Consider the following 17,900-nt stretch of genomic DNA (forward strand, 5'->3'; position numbering starts at 1 on the left):
GCAAGAATCGGACTATTAGAAGTTCGCCAAAAAGTGTCTTGATACTTCTCAAAAAATGTCTTGATGCTTTTCAAAAAGTGTCTTGATACTTTTCAGAAAGTGTCTTGATGCTTTTCAGAAAGCAACTATTCAAGCCGGCATTATCAACGTGCAGCAAGGGCTGCCACTCAAGCAACCCCCCTTAACTTTTTAATTCCATCAACTCCATGACTCCCTTTATTCCTACAGACCTGCAAATAAGCCTTGTTTAGATTATAAGGGTTCAAAACCTGACCTAATAAACCATCTTCCTCGGGGAGTGCTACAGTATTGTTTTCAGTTATCCAAATAGAAGTAAACCCTTTTGTACTGCCTCGGTGTTCCGCACCTACCTCCTGCAAAGAGGTATCTTTCGATATTTTCTGTTCTAATCCTTTCATTTGGTAACAGCCGTTAATACTGTCGATTGAAGTTCAGTCCTTCTCTCGTTTTTAAAAAAAACGAGGTACTATGACCTCTGCTGACTTCTCACAACCAACCTTTTTCGACCGTGTTTCATACTTTTGTTTCAACACGTTTGTGAGACCTCCCGTGGTAAGGTAAATTACTTTCATTCCATGTACCCACATCATTTACAAGCCATTGCCCGTGTAGTATTTGGACTTCGTTTTGTTGCGCAAACTCATCCCAACGGATATACCTGATAATGTGTGTGTTCCTTGGGTCGGAATTTTGCCGGGTATTTGCTCATTATTCAATCGCAAATAATCTTCAGGTTATATCTCGCGATAAGCACCCTTGCCTTAAGCTAGTGGTTGGCTACTACAAACCCCTACAATGGACTTGCACCATCTAGTAATTTACCATGCACGGCACACACAAAAGAGGCCGCCCTTTTGGGACAGCCTCTTCATACTCTATTCTTAGTCAATATTTACAAAAAATCATCAAAATATCGGCTTACCTTTTCCATTAGGTGAATGCGGTCCTTACCAAGCACATTGTGCTCATGGCGCGGATAAGGAAAGTAATCGATTTGTACCCGATTTTTAACACACTCCCGAACAAAAGTCAGACTGTGCTGCCAAACCACCACCGGATCGATGGCTCCATGAATAACCAATAGGCGTCCATTGATATTTTTCACTTTACTGTTTAAGTTGGCCTTTTCATAGCCTTCCGGATTTTCCTGGGGCATATCCATGTAGCGTTCGCCATACATTATTTCGTAGTATTTCCAGTCGATCACGGGTCCGCCCGCTACTCCGGTCTTGAATACTTCAGGATGTTGCGTCATCATCGAGATAGTCATAAATCCACCATAACTCCAACCATGCACCCCAATACGTTCAGCATCCACATAAGGCAAAGACTTTAGGTAGGCAATGCCTTGCATTTGATCTTCAACCTCCAACTGCCCTAACTGGCGATGAATAGCCTGCGCGAAAGCCTTACCCCTGTTGGCTGTGCCTCTGTTATCGAGCGTAAAGGCAATATAACCCTTTTGCGCCATATAGAGCTGCCATCCGCGGGCACCACCCATCCACTTATTCTGTACCAACTGTGAATGTGGACCTCCGTATACATACACAATAACAGGATATTTTTCAGCCGGATCAAAGTCGACAGGTAACACCACGCGTGCATTGAGGTCGAATTGTCCATCTTTGGTTTTAAGTTTTAGTAGTTCAACCTTTCCTGTTTCAATGGTTTTATAAGGATTATCCACTACCTGCAGTGTTCTTATCAGGCGGCCCTGCGTATCTTTAAGATTGGTTTTGGAAGGTACATTGAGTGATGAAAAAGTGGTAATTGCATAACGCCCATCAGGGCTAACCTTCACCTTATGAACACCTTTTTCTGTTGTGACCCGCGTCATCTTACCTGACGATAAACTCACTTTATAAACATGGCGTTCCAAAGCTTCCTCTTTTGTAGACTCAATAAAAATGTACCTGGCCGACCGATCAAAACCCAATACCTTAGTGACCTCCCATTCGCCTTTAGTCAGTTGCTTTTTTAACTGCCCGTCGATTGAATAGACGTATAAATGGTTGTATCCGTCTTTCATGGATTGCCAGATAAAATCGCCTTTTTTATTGGGAATAAAAAGAGCCGGATGCTGCGGCTCAGTCCACCTGTCGTCTTTTTCTTCGAAGAGCATAGACACGAACTCTCCTGTAGCAGCCTCATATTTCTTCAGTTGCATATGATTTTGTTCCCTGTTCAACTCTGCCACCAAAAGATACCGGTCGTCTGGTGTCCAGCAAATATTTGTGAAGAAGCGGTCTGCCGGTTCGCCAGTTTTTAAGTAAACGATTTTTTGGGTAGCCAGGTTGTATACGCCTACTTTCACCTGATGGCTGGTCATGCCGGCCATTGGATATTTGATATTTTCGAGTTTAGCAACCCGCTCAGCCACATTAACCAGAGGATAGTCACTTACCATGGAGTTATCTTCGCGGTAAAAAGCCAATGCCTCATCATTATTCGACCAAAATGTACCCTTGTTAATGCCGAATTCATTCCGGTGAACCGTGTGCCCGAAAATCACATCGTCCCCTTCCTTTCCGGCAACAAATACCGGAGTTTCATGTCCCGACCTGATGTACAAATCGTTCCCTACTGTATAGGCCACCCTTTCAGCACCGTGGCTCAAATCATAGTTTTGTCCGCCCTGCTCGCGACCTGCAAACGCCACTACCTGTTTGTTTTTTAAATCAACAGTATAATACCCGTCGGCTGTGCTGAACGAAACCTTATTAGCTGTTTTCCACTTGAGAGAAGGCATTCTTTTCAATGTTGCATGCTTTCCTTCTTTTAGGATAGTATTGAGCTCGTTTAAATCGAACAGAAAAGACTGTTGACTGCTCTTTATTGTCTGTACAAACACCGAATCATTGCGCTGATAAACCAGCTCACTTGCTTCTCCTCTAAACTCAACGTTTAAAGCACGAGGATAATAATTGTAAAACGTTTTTCCGCCGTGAATTACATCTTCAAGCGACAATTGCCCCTTTGCCGATAATAACGTAATTCCAACAAGAAATAATAATAATATTTGTTTTTTCATCAGTAAGTATTTATTGTTGTGATAATGCCATGTAATGCTCGTTACAACTAAGCGTTGAACATGCATAAGTGGCAAATAATTACATATTAAACAATGAGAAAAGTAAATGTTTTTCAGAAAGTGTTGATTGGTAGCTAAATCAAATGCAATTTTAGCTGGCCTGTACGGCAACATTTTTTGCTTTTTTTGATTCATCACTCCCATTTATTGGTAACTTTTAAATATCTTTCTGAAAATTTTGAACCTATTAAACCTCGATAAAGCACTTATAAAATGAAGAAACACTCAATTATTTTCTTGTTAGTCGCCATTATCGCTGTATTAGCACCGGTAAAACTTAATTCGCAAGAAGACGTGTTATTCACTAACTGCATCGACCAGCTTAGGTCTCCGTTTGTCGCCAGTGGTCAACCTTTCAGGGCTTTTCTAACAGGCTCTGAAGTTGCTGAATTTCACACAACCTTTTTTTCTGGAAGCATGTACCGCGTGGTCGCCTGTAGCCACGAAGAAAACAACATATTATTCTCTATTTACGACAAAGAGCGCAATCTTCTTTTTTCAAACGAACAGTTTGAGGCGGCCAGCTCCTGGGATTTTAAAGTCGAAGGATCGCTGGAGTGCATTGTTGAAGCAAGGCTCAATCCAGAAAAATCGACATCTGGCATAGCCATGCTAATGATCGGCTTTAAGAGCCTGGAAGCTTTTAATTAATCAGTTTTTTATAAGGCATAACAGTCCGTTTGAACGAGTGGTATGAGCGAAGAAATATTAAAAGCCCTAATACAGCTATTTGCGCTCATCGCATTTCCCAGAACTGAAATTAAATCGCGCCGGACCATTGTTAAGTCCTTTCTCAATCAGCAACTCAACAGCCGACTTGTAGAAGAATATCTGCAGTTGTTTGACACGCTGCAGGAGGAGCATGAACAGCGCTTATCCAATAAAGAAAAGTTTAACAAACGCTATGCCGCCAGCTCGGTAAAAGTACTTAAAATAGCTACGGGCATTAACGATGCCCTTACCTATTATCAAAAACTGATTGTCCTCATTCAGCTTATTGAATTCCTGAATATTGATGTGGGAATGAGCGACTACGAACGGGAGTTTATTGAAACCGTTGCGCAAACCTTTAATATTCCTCAGGACGAATACCTTTCCATAATCAAATTCGTAACCAGCCCATTTAATGAGCTGCCTGATGACGCCAACTTGCTTATAGTTGACAACTACCCAAAGCAGGAACGAACACCTTTCAGGCACTTATTCTGGGACGGCTTAAAAGGCGAACTGCGGGTCATCCATCTAAAATCGGTTAACCTATTCGCATTCAGGTTTAGCGGAAATATGGATCTAACCATGAACGGGCAACTGATTAGCGAGGGGCGCGTTCAAATACTCAACCCGGGCAGCTCTCTGCGAAACAAACTTATCGATACCATCTTTTACAGTGATATTTTTAGTCAGTTCATGACTGACAATAAGGATCATGAGGTCGATTTCAGGTGTGTGGATGTCGAGTACCATTTTAGCAAGAAGGCAATAGGTCTTCATAGAACCTCCTTTGCCGCCAAGTCAGGCAAGATGGTAGGCATTATGGGCTCCAGCGGCGCAGGAAAAAGCACCCTGGTGAATGTTTTAAGCGGAATTAATGCCCCTACCAAAGGACAGGTTTTTATTAATGATGTTGATGTTCATAAGAATCTGGATAAAGCGAAAGGCCTTATTGGCTATGTTGCCCAGGATGATCTATTAATGGAAGATCTCACCGTATATGAGAACCTCTATTACAATGCTAAGCTCTGTTTTGATAACCTGACAGAGCAGGCTGTACAACGAAAAGTATTAAAGCTTTTAAGAAGCCTGGGACTTTACGAAATCCGGTTTATGAAGGTCGGCAGTCCGCTGAATAAAAAGATTAGCGGAGGACAGCGCAAGCGACTTAACATTGCCCTTGAGCTAATCAGGGAACCCTCCATCCTCTTTCTTGATGAACCAACATCTGGGTTATCGTCGCGCGATTCCGACAACATTATTGACTTACTTAAGGAATTATCCATCCGAGGTAAACTCGTATTTGTGGTCATCCATCAGCCCTCATCAGCCATATTTAAAATGTTTAACCAACTATTGGTATTGGATACGGGTGGATACCTCATTTACAATGGCGATCCGGTGGAGAGCGTCAACTATTTTAAAGCATGTATCAACCATGCCAACCGGGATGAAAGCGAATGCCCGTCTTGTGGGAACGTGAACGTAGAACAAATTCTGAACATCATTAATTCGCAGATACTGGATGAATATGGTAATTTCACTCAGACCAGACGCGTTGATCCGAAAGAGTGGTATGACCTTTTTCATGAAGGATGGGAATCGCATGAGCCACCGGCAGCCAATAAAAGCACGCTGCCCCCAATAAGCTTTCAAATTCCCAGGCGGTTGAAGCAGCTTTTCATTTTTATGAAAAGAGACATTGCTTCTAAGCTGGCCAACAAGCAATATTTACTAATCAACTTGCTCGAAACACCGGTACTGGCTCTTCTACTGGCCTCTATCATACGGTATTACGATGTCGATAATGCTACCGAATCGGTTTACAGCTTTTCTAAAAACCCCAATATTACGGTTTATATTATCATTTCAGTGATCATCGCGCTGTTTGTGGGCTTAACGGTCAGTGCTGAAGAAATCATTAATGACCGAAAAATTAAACGGCGAGAATCGTTTTTAAAGCTCAGCCGCTTAAGCTACCTGCTTTCTAAACTACTCATTTTAGGAGGAATATCAGCCATTCAATCAGCTCTTTTCGTGCTGGTTGGCAACTCTATTATCGCTCTTAAAGGCATGTTTCTTCCCTATTGGCTCATCCTGTTTAGCAGCTCTGTTTTTGCTAACCTTTTGGGTCTGAACATCTCCGATACCTTTAAAAAAACGGTCAACATCTATATCATTATCCCTTTTTTAATCATTCCACAACTAATCCTGAGCGGAGTGTTTATTAGCTTTGATCGATTAAATCCCAATCTATCAAGTCCTGCACGCATACCGGCTTATGGCGAAATTATAACAGCCCGGTGGGCATTTGAAGCACTCGCTGTAACGCAGTATACCGATAATAAATTCGACAGCCAATTTTACAGTTACGAAAAACTTAAAAGCCAGGCTAAATACCGGAAAGAGTTTTGGATTCCGGCCCTGGAAAACCACCTGCAAAAGGTAATCGCTCTTCAGAGCGAACATGTGCAGGAATCGACACAGACACTTAGTTATTCCGTAAATCTGATTAACAAGGAATTAAAAAAACACCATCGACTCTATCCCGAACGAGCAGTTGGTTTAACCTTATTGAATCACACAATACATAAAACTAATCTGGACTCAGTAAAAACTTACATTACCTATCTTACAGAGTATTATAAGGCCTTATACAACGAAGCTGATAATCGTTTGGACCACAAAACAAAACAACATACCAGCAGTCAGGCCGATCGGATTAGTTACCTGAATGCTAAAAGCACCTATCACAATGATGCACTTGAGCGCTTCGTCACCAATTCGAACAACTTTTTTTCCAATAAAATAATTGAATACGATGGTGAGCTGTGGCAAAAACTTGACCCAATTTTTCAGGATCCGGAAGGTAGATTTATTAAAGCTCATTTTTTGTCGCCCACCAAACCTATTGGGACTTCTCGTATAGACACCTACGCTGCTAATATGGGCGTCATATGGCTTATCAATCTGATACTTTTTATAACACTTTACACAAGAGCTCTACCGGGTTTACTATCGCTTCGAACCAGGCTTATCTGGTATTTTAGAGATCGAAAAAAGGCTGAGTAATCACTTTACTCAGCCCTTCAAATATTTCATAATTACGGTCGTTCCTTATTCTTCCATTTCAATCATCTTAAACGGAATATTAATAATGGACTGGTAGTCTTCCCCGGCTTCAAACATATCTTCATCATCCTCCTCGTAATACCAATTGATTTCAACCGGATGTCCTTTTTTATGGATCAACTCAAGCCGTTTAAAAATATCTAATATGCATTTTGAAGAACTGGTATTGAAGTATTCCAGTTGAATATTCACGTTTGTTTCTTCAGAAGGCGCATCTCCAAATTTATCTAACCAATCGATAATTGGCTTATAAAACTCAACAGAATTTTCTGGAATAGAACGCCCCTTTATTTCAACTACTCCTTTTTCTCCATCCAGTCTTACAAATGGTGTTTTAGGACTTCCTTCACGAATTATTGTTTCCATACTGGTAGCTATACGGTTAACTAATGTATACATCTAGCGAGAAGAAGATGTATTCATCATCAAATTGATAAAAATAATATTCTAACTTATTACCTGTTTTCCTCACAATGTCGAGCATTCCCAAGCCTCCCCCTCCTTTTTCAGAAAACTCATCATTGTTGAGTATATCTCTGTATAACATCCGAACTTCTTCATCTGACAGAGAATTAACCTGGTCAATTCGGTCTTTAATGTAATTTAATTTTTCCTTTTTTACAAAATTGCCGGTTGAAATACGGTAGAAGGTGCCATCTTTACTTAAAATAATGATGCCAAAGCTACTCGTTTGCTCAACAGGCGCCGTTGAAGGTGGCAAATCAACATGGTGGTATAGATTTTGCAGGCTTTCAACAAACACATTGTAAACCTTTTTACGAACACGATTTTTTTCATTTTTCATGTTCAAACTGTTTTCAATGGACTGCAAAGCTTCAGAAATCAGTTCTGGCGTAATACTTCCGTTGTATTCCAGAATTACATCTCCTTGCTTCTTTTCTAGATACCAGTTCTTTAAATCAAATGCCATTTTCAATGGTCTTAATTACCTACAAATATAGAAAAATAATAATACCCTTTGTTTAATTACAAGTTTACATTAAAAAAGGGATTTTTCTTTAATTTGCTTAAGATATTTGGTAAAGACCTGAATAGCGCGGATAAATACCTGCTTTTCACTGATTATTTTAGATACCACCACCCTCGGTATACACAGCATCACGAGGTTTGAACTGCACTATTTTTGAATTGGGTGCCACAGAATTGGTGACCCACACATTACCACCAATCACCGAGCCAGCTCCAACAGTAATGCGCCCCAAAATAGTAGCCTGCGCATAAATCACCACATCATCCTCAATAATCGGATGCCGGGGAATACCTTTAATTGGATTGCCGTTTTCATCGAGCGGAAAGCTTTTGGCCCCCAGCGTTACTCCCTGAAACAATTTCACATTATTCCCAATAATGGAAGTAGCACCAATAACAACACCCGTTCCATGATCGATACTGAAATACTCACCAATGGTTGCCCGCGGATGGATATCAATGCCAGTTTCGGAGTGGGCCATCTCACTAATCATACGCGGGATTAAGGGAACGCCAATGGTCAATAGAGCATGAGCAATGCGATAGTTCGTAATGGCTCGGATGGCCGGATAGCAAAATATAACTTCACCTCTGCTTTTAGCAGCTGGGTCGCCTAAAAAAGCAGCTTCCACATCTGTAACCAACACCCTCCGAATTTCAGGAAGCTTGCAGATAAACTGAATGGCATATTCATGAGCAATACTTTTTCGTTCACTCAAATCAAACTTTTCGGGCTGCTCGCACATAAAACACAAGCCTGCAAATATTTGATCGACCAGCAATGCATGCAGGTTTTCGGTATTGACACCAATGTAATACCTGACACTATCCGGGCGGATAGCACTATCGTCATAATAGCCCGGGAACAGGACCTCACGCGATAAGTTCACAATTTTTTCCAGTGCATTAATGGAGGGCATTTGGTGGTCCTTAAAGTGCGGATGGCAAACCCCTTTATAGCTTTGCTCCATGGATAATGCATCAATGGCTTTTTTAATTTTTGAGAAATGGTTAGTGGTCATTGCTAATTATGGTTTTAATAGTAAATTGTTTACATAGCTAATTGCCTGACAAATACGTTCATCACCTTCTCCTTTAACCACCTGATAGGCCAACCCATAGTTTTCCAACTCGAATTTGTATTGCTCATACAGGTAGTTCCTCTTATGCTCATTCTCCCGCACCCCATCGGCCACCCATCGTATATCGGGATAACACAGCAGATGCAGATCAACCTTTAAATCCTTCAGCTTACTTTCGAACCAATCAGGCACCTTTTGATACACTTCGGTAAACCACACCTTGGTGATAATTAGAAAAGTATCAAACACAACCACCGACTTACCCGATCGCATAGCTGCTTCGTAGGCCTCAATTTGCTGCCTCGCAATAGCAATCACGTCCTCATACGTATATGGTCGGTTGAGCTGCTCCACATATTCGCGGGCATGCTCCGGTATCCACATCCCATCAAAAGCAGCACTCACCTGTTTGGATAAGGTTGATTTTGCTGTAGATTCGGGACCCGTGAAAACAATGACAATCGGCTTATTACTCTGCATGCTTTGCCATTAATCGTTTCCACTCAAAAAATCCGATGACCGCACCGATTGTATACACAAAAAACAAAAAGCTGTAAAAATACAATCCTTTATAAAGATACATACCCATCGATACCGAATTAATCAACACCCAAAATACCCAGTGATGGATGTATTTTCGGGCCAACATCCAGGTGGCAATAATGGATGCGGCTGTGGTAAATGAATCAAGGTATGGCATATCTGAACTCGCAATATTTACCATGGCCGGCACATTGAGCAAAACCACCAACAACGCTGCGTAGATTATTGCCCCAATTAGTATCAATTTAAAAAACAGCGACTGACTAATTGCTTTGATCGCTATATAATTATCCGTCGCATTACCTCTACCACTTAACCAATACCACCAGCCATAGGCGCTAATAATCACGTAATAAAACTGCAACCCCATATCGGCGTATAAGGCCGATTGATAAAAAACGGCAATTGATACGGCGGAAGCAAGAATACCCCAGGGCCAAAGCCAGGCATTTTCTCTAATAGAATATATTAGATAGACCAAGGAAGCTACTGTTCCAGCAACTTCCAGTCCATACTGCGTAAAAAATTCGTTCATTGGTGTGTGAGCAAATATTATTTAAGGAATTGGGTATAATCCCGCTTAGACTCAACAATCTCTATTGCTTTTTGATAAGCCTCCGAAATTGGATTAATCATTTGAAAATACTCCGATGGCGTAAATAAATCGCGGGCGATTAAAGCTTTTAATTGAACCACAGCCAATGGCTTGGACACCCCCCACTGCTCGTCATTATATTCTATTCCGGCAGTACTTCCCTCATCAATAAGTTGTTGAACAACCGCGCTATCTAATTCAAACTCTAGCTCGAAATCTGAATAGCTGGTATAACGTTCAGCCAGTTGCTGCCGATTCTGGTCAACATAGTTTAACACCATTCGATTGACAGACCCACTAGCAATTAAATCGCGGTAATAATCGGAGTACATACTGGTATCAACGGCAACAAATACATCGGGCATAATTCCACCTCCACCATACACTGTTCGTCCGGCTACTTTGGTTCTGAACTCCAAAGCCTCATCAAAATGAATGCTATCGGCATTAGACAATTCACCGTGCAGGTAACGCTCGCCGAGTTCATTATGATACGCATCCACACCATCCTCATAATCCTTCTGAATACATCGTCCGGCGGGCGTATAATATTTGGCGATGGTTAAGCGAACCATGGAACCATCGGGGAAATCAAACGGACGTTGCACCAATCCTTTACCAAAACTCCTACGACCTATTACCAGTCCGCGATCCCAGTCTTGCACAGCGCCTGAAACAATTTCGCTGGCGGATGCAGAACCTTCGTCGATCAGCACCACTAAGTTGCCTTTCTCGAACACACCCTTTTTACGGGCCTGATGCTCGCGCCTGGCACTATTAATTCCTTGTGTATAAACCAGTAATTTATCTTCATCAATCAGTTCATCGGCAATATCGATGGCTGCCTTCAAGTAACCGCCTCCATTACCACGCAAATCGAGAATCAGGTTTTCAAAATCATGTTCTTTAAGTACCTTGATGGCTTCAATAAACTCCTCGTGCGTATTGAGCGCAAAGCGGGAAATTTTTACATAAGCTGTTTTTGAGGTGGCCATATAAGCAGCTTCAACACTGTGCAGAGGTATCTTATCACGAACCACTACAAATTCCAAGTCTCCTTTTGTTCCTCGTCGCTGAATGGTTAAGTTAACTTTAGTGCCCTTCTTACCTCTCAGGTATTTAAATACATCGCTGTTTTTAATACCGATGCCCGCTACATTATCGCCATCGATGCCAATAATTCGATCACCGGCCCGTATGCCAACTTTCTCGGAAGGACCACCAATAACCGGATTAACAATCAACAAGGTGTCATCCATGATATTAAACTGGACTCCTACACCTTCGAAGCTTCCATCCAATGGCTCATTCATGGCAGCCACTTCATCAGCCGAAATATATACCGAATGGGGGTCGAGACTTTTTAGCATTCCAACAATGGCCTCTTCAACCAGGTTTTCGCCATTAACGGAATCAACATACAAAGAATTTATCAGTTGATAGGTCAGTTGCAGCTTTTGGATATTTTTATCAAATACCTGAGCATGCCCCCCTTGCACAAATACCCAGCTTATAATTGTGGCTATAAAAAATATTCTTCTCATCATGTCAGTCTTTTAATATCCAATCAAAAATGCAACTAAACTATATATATAAACAAAAGCCGGAAAGAAAAAGTTCCTGCCGGCCTTGTAAAATCTTATTACGCCTAATTATTCCCACTCAATAGTCGCAGGTGGCTTAGAGCTAATGTCATACACTACGCGATTCACCCCTTTCACCTTATTGATAATATCGTTGGATACTTTGGCCAGGAAGTCGTATGGCAGATGCACCCAGTCGGCAGTCATTCCATCGGTTGATGTCACAGCTCGCAAGGCCACTACCTTCTCATAGGTACGCTCATCGCCCATTACACCAACAGACTGAACCGGCAATAACATAGCGCCTGCCTGCCAAACCTGATCGTACAGGTTACTATCTTTTAGTCCTTGAATAAATATATGGTCTACTTCCTGCAATAGAGCCACTTTTTCAGCGGTAATATCACCCAGTATGCGAATCGCTAATCCTGGTCCCGGGAAAGGATGACGGCCCAGAAGGCTATCGTCAATACCCATGGCCCGACCAACACGACGCACCTCATCTTTAAACAACAAATTAAGCGGCTCAACCACTTTCAGGTTCATCTCTTCGGGCAAACCGCCTACGTTATGGTGAGACTTAATGGTTGCAGAAGGGCCGTTAACTGATATGGACTCAATCACATCAGGATAGATAGTTCCTTGTGCCAACCATTTAACATCCTTTATTTTGTGTGCTTCGGCATCAAATACCTCAATAAAGACGCGACCGATGATTTTGCGCTTTGTTTCAGGATCTGACACACCTGCCAATTCGCCTAAAAACTCTTTCTTCGCATCAACACCAATCACATTAAGCCCCATGTGTTTGTATGAATCCAGAACAGCTTCGAACTCATTCTTACGCAACAAACCGTTATCTACAAAGATACAAGTAAGGTTTTCACCAATAGCCTTGTGCAGTAACACTCCTGCAACAGTACTGTCTACACCTCCCGACAATCCGAGAACGACTTTGTCGTTGCCAAGTTTTTCTTTCAGTTCAGCAACGGTTGTTTCCACAAATGAATCAGGCGTCCAATCTTGCTGACAACCACACACTCCAACAACAAAGTTTTTAAGTATCTGAGACCCTTCCGTACTGTGATACACTTCCGGATGGAACTGCATTCCATAGGTCAGCTCATTATCAACCTTGTAAGCGGCTACTTTTACATCTTTTGTACTTGCAATGATGTTGTATCCTTCAGGCAGGTTAACAATGGTATCGCCATGCGACATCCACACCTGTGAGTGATCACTCACTCCTTGCAGCAACTCACTTGAACTGTCAACATAATGAAGATTTGCGCGACCATATTCACGTGTTTTAGATGGTTGTACTTCACCGCCATAAAACTGTGAAAGGTATTGTGCTCCATAGCACACGCCTAATAAAGGCATTTTCCCTTTGATTGCAGTTAAGTCAGGTTTTGGTGCCTCCGCATCGCGCACACTATAAGGACTTCCACTTAAGATAACCCCCTTAACCGACTCGTCCAGCTCGGGACAGTTATTAAATGGATGAATTTCACAATACACATTAATCTCACGTACGCGTCTGGCAATTAATTGCGTATACTGAGAGCCAAAATCCAGAATGATGATTTTTTCCTGCATTAATTTGCACCTTTATTTTTGTTAAACAGCTAGCTTGCTGAAGTAAACCATTTCTAACAACAGCTTCTCCCTGCTAAGCCTGTAACCAAAAGTTATACTTGAAAAATTTTGTGCAAATATACGATTTAATATTGGATAATAGCGAGTTTATAATGGGGCAATGCGTCAAATCTTTATTCGTTTCAGCGTGATTTTATAGGTTTCTTGCGCATCCGATTTACGGAGAAAAAAGGTGAGCTCCTGCCTGTTTCGGGTTAGTTCTTTCAAAGTCAGAAAGGCCTCGCAAATGGTTTTATCCGAAAAGTTCATCCCTTCAATATTTTCGACCACATCGCCTTTTTCAACACCTCCTGCTTCGGCTGCTGTTCCAATCCAGACGCCATTCACTAGAAATTGTTCGTTCAGCATTATCAGATCAATCCCGAAGCCCTCAATTGTTATAGGACTGTCATCGCTATGCTCTTCAAAGAAAATTCGCTTTTGTGGATAATCCAATATAAAATTCCCCTTTTCGAGTAGTTTCATTCCTATTTTGGACTTACCACTGCTTGTCTCCACACTAACTTTGGTAAGCCAAGTGTTTCCTATTTCCAGGTCCAATGCCTTAAAAAAGCTTCGCGCATGTTGTCCAGCTCCCCACGCACCATGAGAATTCGACCCTGTTGATGAGTAGTCGGCTTGGCCAAGTACCCCTTTCTTTATTAGCCAGCTCGCTGTTGGGGCATACAAAGAGAACGAATCGTCGCTGCCAGTGTCTACCAACACCCACTTGATATTCTTATCATTGACTTTCACTTTAACAAAGGGTGAACTCTGCTTTTTATCTGCATACAACTTAGCCGACAGCATGCTTCCCGCTCCCAATGTTTGGTAGGAATCGGCAATAATCAGCCTCCTTTTTTGCCAATCGACCTTAAAAGCCCCAAACCGCAGCAGGTTACTGCCAATAATCCCTTTATACCCCAGGCATCTGAATGGCCCCTCAAACGTTTCCACATAAAGAGCCGGTAGATTTTCGTATGCAAGCCCCCCGACTTCAATCAGCGGCACCTGCACCACCTGTGCCCAACGCTTTTTACCCGTTGCATCACCAATACGCATATCGCTGCTTTTGGCAAATTGATGCGCTGCACTGTCCTTAAACAGGATACACATGGCCCCTGTATCGAATAAATAGCGCCCCTTCACCCCATTCATAGTCGCTTCAATCACAATTTTATTATGGACATATTCAAAAGGTATCTCCGTGTAAAATTTTTCAGTGACCAACCGGCCGGCATTAAACTGTGCACTTACAGATAAGCAAATCAAGAAAATACTTCCGATCACGCATCGCTTAATCACCAGATTTCGCATTTGGCTTGATGCAATCATATCTACATCTTTTTCACAAGGTTAAGTAATAGTTGCAAATTTTGCTTCATAAAAATGATTATTTTTTAGTTCATTTTTTTCATTAAATTCGTTTAAAATTTCGAGGTTTTGAGCAAAAAAAATGAATCAGTCTGGTATGCATTATATACCAAATCGCGAGCAGAGAAGAAGGTCCATGAGCAACTTACAACCATGGGCATTGAGGCGTATCTACCTCTTAAAAAGACTCTAAGACAGTGGAGCGATCGAAAAAAATGGGTTGAAACACCGGTGATAAGCTCCTATATTTTTATTAAGATTCCACAAGCAGACTACCGGCGCGTTTTTGAGGTAAACGGCGTAGTAGCCTATGTTTCGTATAAAGGAGTAGCCTGTGTGATTCCAGATAACGACATCATGGCCATGAAGCGTGCCATAGAAAACCAAATGGAATTTACCGTTGAAGCCGGGCAGGTCGAAAAAGGACAGCAAATTACCGTTACCTCCGGCCCGCTGGAAGGCGTTGAGGGCGAAGTGATGGATGTTAAAGGAAATAAGAAAATAATACTGCGCATCAACCATATAGGGTTTATTCTTGTTGTAAACCTGGATAATGCAACATTTAAAAAAGTTTAAGAGCTATTATCGATTATTCCTATTGTTAAAAATCATCCATCCTAAAAAGTAACCAAACCATGAGTAACTCGAATACAAAACCGATACTGGTTACCGGTGCGGCCGGATTCGTAGGCTATCATCTATGCAAGCAACTTTGCAACAGTGGCCTTATTATAATCGGCATCGACTCTATTAACGACTATTACTCTCCCCAACTTAAAAAAGACCGATTATCACAACTAGCTTCCTTTGAAAACTTCAAATTTATTCAGCTGGACATTTGTGACAAAAAAGAAATAGACAACCTTTTTGCCACCAAGGGCTTTGAAGTGGTCATCAACCTGGCTGCGCAGGCCGGCGTAAGGTACAGCATCGACTACCCATATAAATACATTGACAGCAACCTGATTGGCTTTATCAATATACTTGAAGCCTGCCGGCATTACCCGGTGCAACACTTAATCTATGCCTCATCCAGCTCTGTGTATGGCAACAGCGAGAGCATTCCATTTAGCACACAAGCCCCATGTAACGAGCCTGTTTCGCTTTATGCTGCCACAAAAAAAGCCAACGAAATGATGGCACACAGCTATGCCCAGCTCTACAAAATTCCGGTTACCGGACTTCGTTTTTTTACCGTCTATGGCCCATTTGGGCGACCAGATATGGCCTACTTCTCTTTTACGCGCAAAATTCTGAACAACGAAACCATCCAGGTTTATAACAATGGCGATTTAGAAAGGGATTTTACTTACGTGGATGACATTGTTTGTGCCATTGAAAAGCTCATCGACTTGCCTTTTGATACTGACGAAGAAAAAATCAAACCTTACCGCCTGTTCAACATTGGCAACAACCAGCCAGTAAAACTAATGGACTTTATAACCACCCTTGAAAAGCACATTGGCCAAACAGCAATAAAAGAGTTTCTGCCAATGCAAAAAGGCGATGTTTTCAGAACCTATGCTGACATCAGTGCTTTGGAAGAACGCATCAATTTTAAGCCTTCGACAAGTATTGATGAAGGACTACACCAGTTTGTCAACTGGTACAAACTATACTACAACGGATCACAACATTAAACATGCAGTACGACGACGATTTACCCATTGAGGATTACATCTATAACGAACCTTTAAAGGAGCGCCACTACGATATTGAGCGCTTTAAAGAGCTTATTGAGCTGAATGACAGTAGTAACGAAGAAGCCGCTACAGAACTCCTGTATGTTTCCAAACGCCTTTTTTATAATCAGCATGGATTAGAGAAGGTAATGGAAGCCCGCAACTCCATGCTTCGTTTCTGGGATGTAGATACAGATGACGACACAATTCCATCAACGATGAACAGTGGCATACCAGAGCATGACGAGCTGATTGATGAAGTACTGAATGCCATGGACGATATGGAAGACCTTCAAAAGCTCAACATCAAGAAACTGGCTAACCGTTATCCCGAACTATCATTTTTAGCATTGATAAAAATTATTGTTTTGGAACTTCAGGAAACGGCTCCTGCGAAAATTATGAAGCAGTTGGATGAAGCATTATCCATCTACCCTGACGATCTTTTACTAAAGCTGGAAAAGGAAGCGCAAGTTAATAAGCTCAATAAGGAAGGAGCATTTATTACTGATGCCTTGGTAAACAATCAAAAAGCCTCTGAGCTGTTTAAACGATCAAACATCCACTCCTTTGAGTTGATGACTCTACACACGGCTCTGTATGAGTATTTTGTCAACAAAAAAAATGTTTTGCAGCTGGATGCCTTAATGTTTGCGTCCCAAACCCTTTACCCTGAGTGGGAAGATGCCTGGAGCGACAAACTGCTGTACAGCGAAATTTTAAAAGTTCAGTTCTGTCAGTTACTGGTTACAAGCAGTTAAGCCTGCACTTTACCAAAAACAGCCTTGAGTTTTTCAACCAAAGGACCAATATTCTCGACACCTCCGGTAAAATAAGTTGTGCCCAAATCCACAACTTTTTTACCCGACTGTGTCGCCAATCCTTCTAAAAACTTGCGTAGAATGAGTTTAAAGGTGATGGTTTCGTCTTTTTCGACTTTTACCGCATGCTCACATTCCTTAACGATTCGTGCGATACTGGGCTGCGAATAGTAGTGCTCCAGCAAATCCACAAACGATTCGATGTGGATGCGCACAATCTCAGAATTAAATGAGCTATCGGCATAATGCCCCAGGTTCTTGAGCTGTGCGCCAATGGTACTGCGAATAAACTTATTCTCAATAACAAACTCAACCTTACTTAAATCCACCCGTAACTTCGATTTTGCCACAATCGCAAAAAAGGCCTCCTTGATTGCTGCCTCGGTCATTTGACCGTATTTCAGATCACTTTCGTACGCCAGACGCCGTACTTTGGTTTCCGGAAGCTGCAAGTCAAGGCTCATCTCAAAGTTGGTCTTATCTTTCAGGTCGCCATATCTTCTGAGTAAGTGGAAGATCAAAACTTCAAAGTCATTTTTATTCATCGAACCAAAGCCCCGTTTGGCATACTGCTCAATAAACTCTTCGGCAAATTCCTCCTTATTGAATACTTTCATGCGTTTACATTTGCTATTTA

Annotated in this window: 16 protein-coding genes; 5 read left to right on the plus strand and 11 right to left on the minus strand. The window is 41.8% G+C overall.

Features of this window, described 5'->3' with window-relative positions; genetic code table 11:
* Window positions 1-167: 167 nt before the first annotated feature.
* Both ACSX1H_RS14800 and ACSX1H_RS14805 read right to left on the minus strand, forming a co-directional pair.
* Window positions 168-419 (minus strand): hypothetical protein, encoded by a 252-nt coding sequence (locus ACSX1H_RS14800; RefSeq protein WP_439185001.1) that lies wholly within the window; start codon window positions 417-419, stop codon window positions 168-170.
* A 494-nt stretch (window positions 420-913) separates the two neighbouring features.
* On the minus strand, window positions 914-3,052 hold the full coding sequence (locus ACSX1H_RS14805; RefSeq protein ID WP_439185002.1) for a S9 family peptidase: 2,139 nt from the start codon (window positions 3,050-3,052) through the stop codon (window positions 914-916).
* Between the two features lie 273 nt (window positions 3,053-3,325).
* Between ACSX1H_RS14805 and ACSX1H_RS14810 the strand changes: the two genes are divergently transcribed.
* Window positions 3,326-3,763 (plus strand): hypothetical protein, encoded by a 438-nt coding sequence (locus tag ACSX1H_RS14810; RefSeq protein ID WP_439185003.1) that lies wholly within the window; start codon window positions 3,326-3,328, stop codon window positions 3,761-3,763.
* A gap of 42 nt (window positions 3,764-3,805) precedes the next feature.
* Window positions 3,806-6,895: an ATP-binding cassette domain-containing protein gene (locus ACSX1H_RS14815; protein WP_439185004.1), complete on the plus strand. Its 3,090-nt coding sequence runs from the start codon at window positions 3,806-3,808 to the stop codon at window positions 6,893-6,895.
* A gap of 45 nt (window positions 6,896-6,940) precedes the next feature.
* Here ACSX1H_RS14815 and ACSX1H_RS14820 read toward each other — a convergent pair whose 3' ends face one another.
* The 8 genes from ACSX1H_RS14820 to ACSX1H_RS14855 all read right to left on the minus strand — a co-directional run bounded on the left by ACSX1H_RS14820 (window position 6,941) and on the right by ACSX1H_RS14855 (window position 14,721).
* Complete coding sequence (locus tag ACSX1H_RS14820; protein WP_439185005.1) at window positions 6,941-7,321, minus strand: DUF1987 domain-containing protein; 381 nt, start codon at window positions 7,319-7,321, stop codon at window positions 6,941-6,943.
* 16 nt (window positions 7,322-7,337) lie between these two features.
* A complete protein-coding gene (locus ACSX1H_RS14825) occupies window positions 7,338-7,886 on the minus strand; it encodes a SiaB family protein kinase (RefSeq protein WP_439185006.1) in 549 nt (182 codons plus the stop codon).
* 157 nt (window positions 7,887-8,043) lie between these two features.
* The gene (locus ACSX1H_RS14830) at window positions 8,044-8,967 is read right to left on the minus strand and encodes a serine O-acetyltransferase (RefSeq protein WP_439185007.1); all 924 of its coding nucleotides are present in this window, start codon (window positions 8,965-8,967) and stop codon (window positions 8,044-8,046) included.
* Between the two features lie 6 nt (window positions 8,968-8,973).
* Complete coding sequence (locus ACSX1H_RS14835; RefSeq protein ID WP_439185008.1) at window positions 8,974-9,507, minus strand: AAA family ATPase; 534 nt, start codon at window positions 9,505-9,507, stop codon at window positions 8,974-8,976.
* Window positions 9,497-10,105: a nicotinamide riboside transporter PnuC gene (gene pnuC, locus ACSX1H_RS14840; RefSeq protein WP_439185009.1), complete on the minus strand. Its 609-nt coding sequence runs from the start codon at window positions 10,103-10,105 to the stop codon at window positions 9,497-9,499. The genes ACSX1H_RS14835 and pnuC overlap by 11 nt, the downstream gene beginning before the upstream one ends.
* 17 nt (window positions 10,106-10,122) lie before the next feature.
* Window positions 10,123-11,712: a S41 family peptidase gene (locus ACSX1H_RS14845; protein WP_439185010.1), complete on the minus strand. Its 1,590-nt coding sequence runs from the start codon at window positions 11,710-11,712 to the stop codon at window positions 10,123-10,125.
* Window positions 11,713-11,817: 105 nt separating this feature from the next.
* On the minus strand, window positions 11,818-13,347 hold the full coding sequence (gene guaA / locus ACSX1H_RS14850; RefSeq protein ID WP_439185011.1) for a glutamine-hydrolyzing GMP synthase: 1,530 nt from the start codon (window positions 13,345-13,347) through the stop codon (window positions 11,818-11,820).
* Between the two features lie 165 nt (window positions 13,348-13,512).
* A complete protein-coding gene (locus ACSX1H_RS14855; protein ID WP_439185012.1) occupies window positions 13,513-14,721 on the minus strand; it encodes a retropepsin-like aspartic protease in 1,209 nt (402 codons plus the stop codon).
* A gap of 108 nt (window positions 14,722-14,829) precedes the next feature.
* Here ACSX1H_RS14855 and ACSX1H_RS14860 point away from each other — a divergent pair, with 108 nt between their 5' ends.
* From ACSX1H_RS14860 to ACSX1H_RS14870, 3 genes are read left to right on the plus strand one after another with little or no spacing between them, the layout of a single operon-like run.
* Window positions 14,830-15,336, plus strand: coding sequence for a UpxY family transcription antiterminator (locus ACSX1H_RS14860; protein ID WP_439185013.1), 507 nt, complete (start codon window positions 14,830-14,832; stop codon window positions 15,334-15,336).
* Window positions 15,337-15,395: 59 nt separating this feature from the next.
* Window positions 15,396-16,400: an NAD-dependent epimerase/dehydratase family protein gene (locus ACSX1H_RS14865; protein WP_439185014.1), complete on the plus strand. Its 1,005-nt coding sequence runs from the start codon at window positions 15,396-15,398 to the stop codon at window positions 16,398-16,400.
* Between the two features lie 2 nt (window positions 16,401-16,402).
* Window positions 16,403-17,203: a hypothetical protein gene (locus ACSX1H_RS14870; protein WP_439185015.1), complete on the plus strand. Its 801-nt coding sequence runs from the start codon at window positions 16,403-16,405 to the stop codon at window positions 17,201-17,203.
* Here the strand turns inward: ACSX1H_RS14870 and ACSX1H_RS14875 are convergent.
* On the minus strand, window positions 17,200-17,880 hold the full coding sequence (locus tag ACSX1H_RS14875) for a hypothetical protein (RefSeq protein ID WP_439185016.1): 681 nt from the start codon (window positions 17,878-17,880) through the stop codon (window positions 17,200-17,202). The two genes, ACSX1H_RS14870 and ACSX1H_RS14875, sit on opposite strands and share 4 nt — an antisense overlap.
* Between the last annotated feature and the right edge of the window lie 20 nt (window positions 17,881-17,900).

The sequence above is a fragment of the Carboxylicivirga taeanensis genome, from assembly GCF_051851475.1.
GTDB classification, from domain to species: domain Bacteria; phylum Bacteroidota; class Bacteroidia; order Bacteroidales; family Marinilabiliaceae; genus Carboxylicivirga; species Carboxylicivirga taeanensis.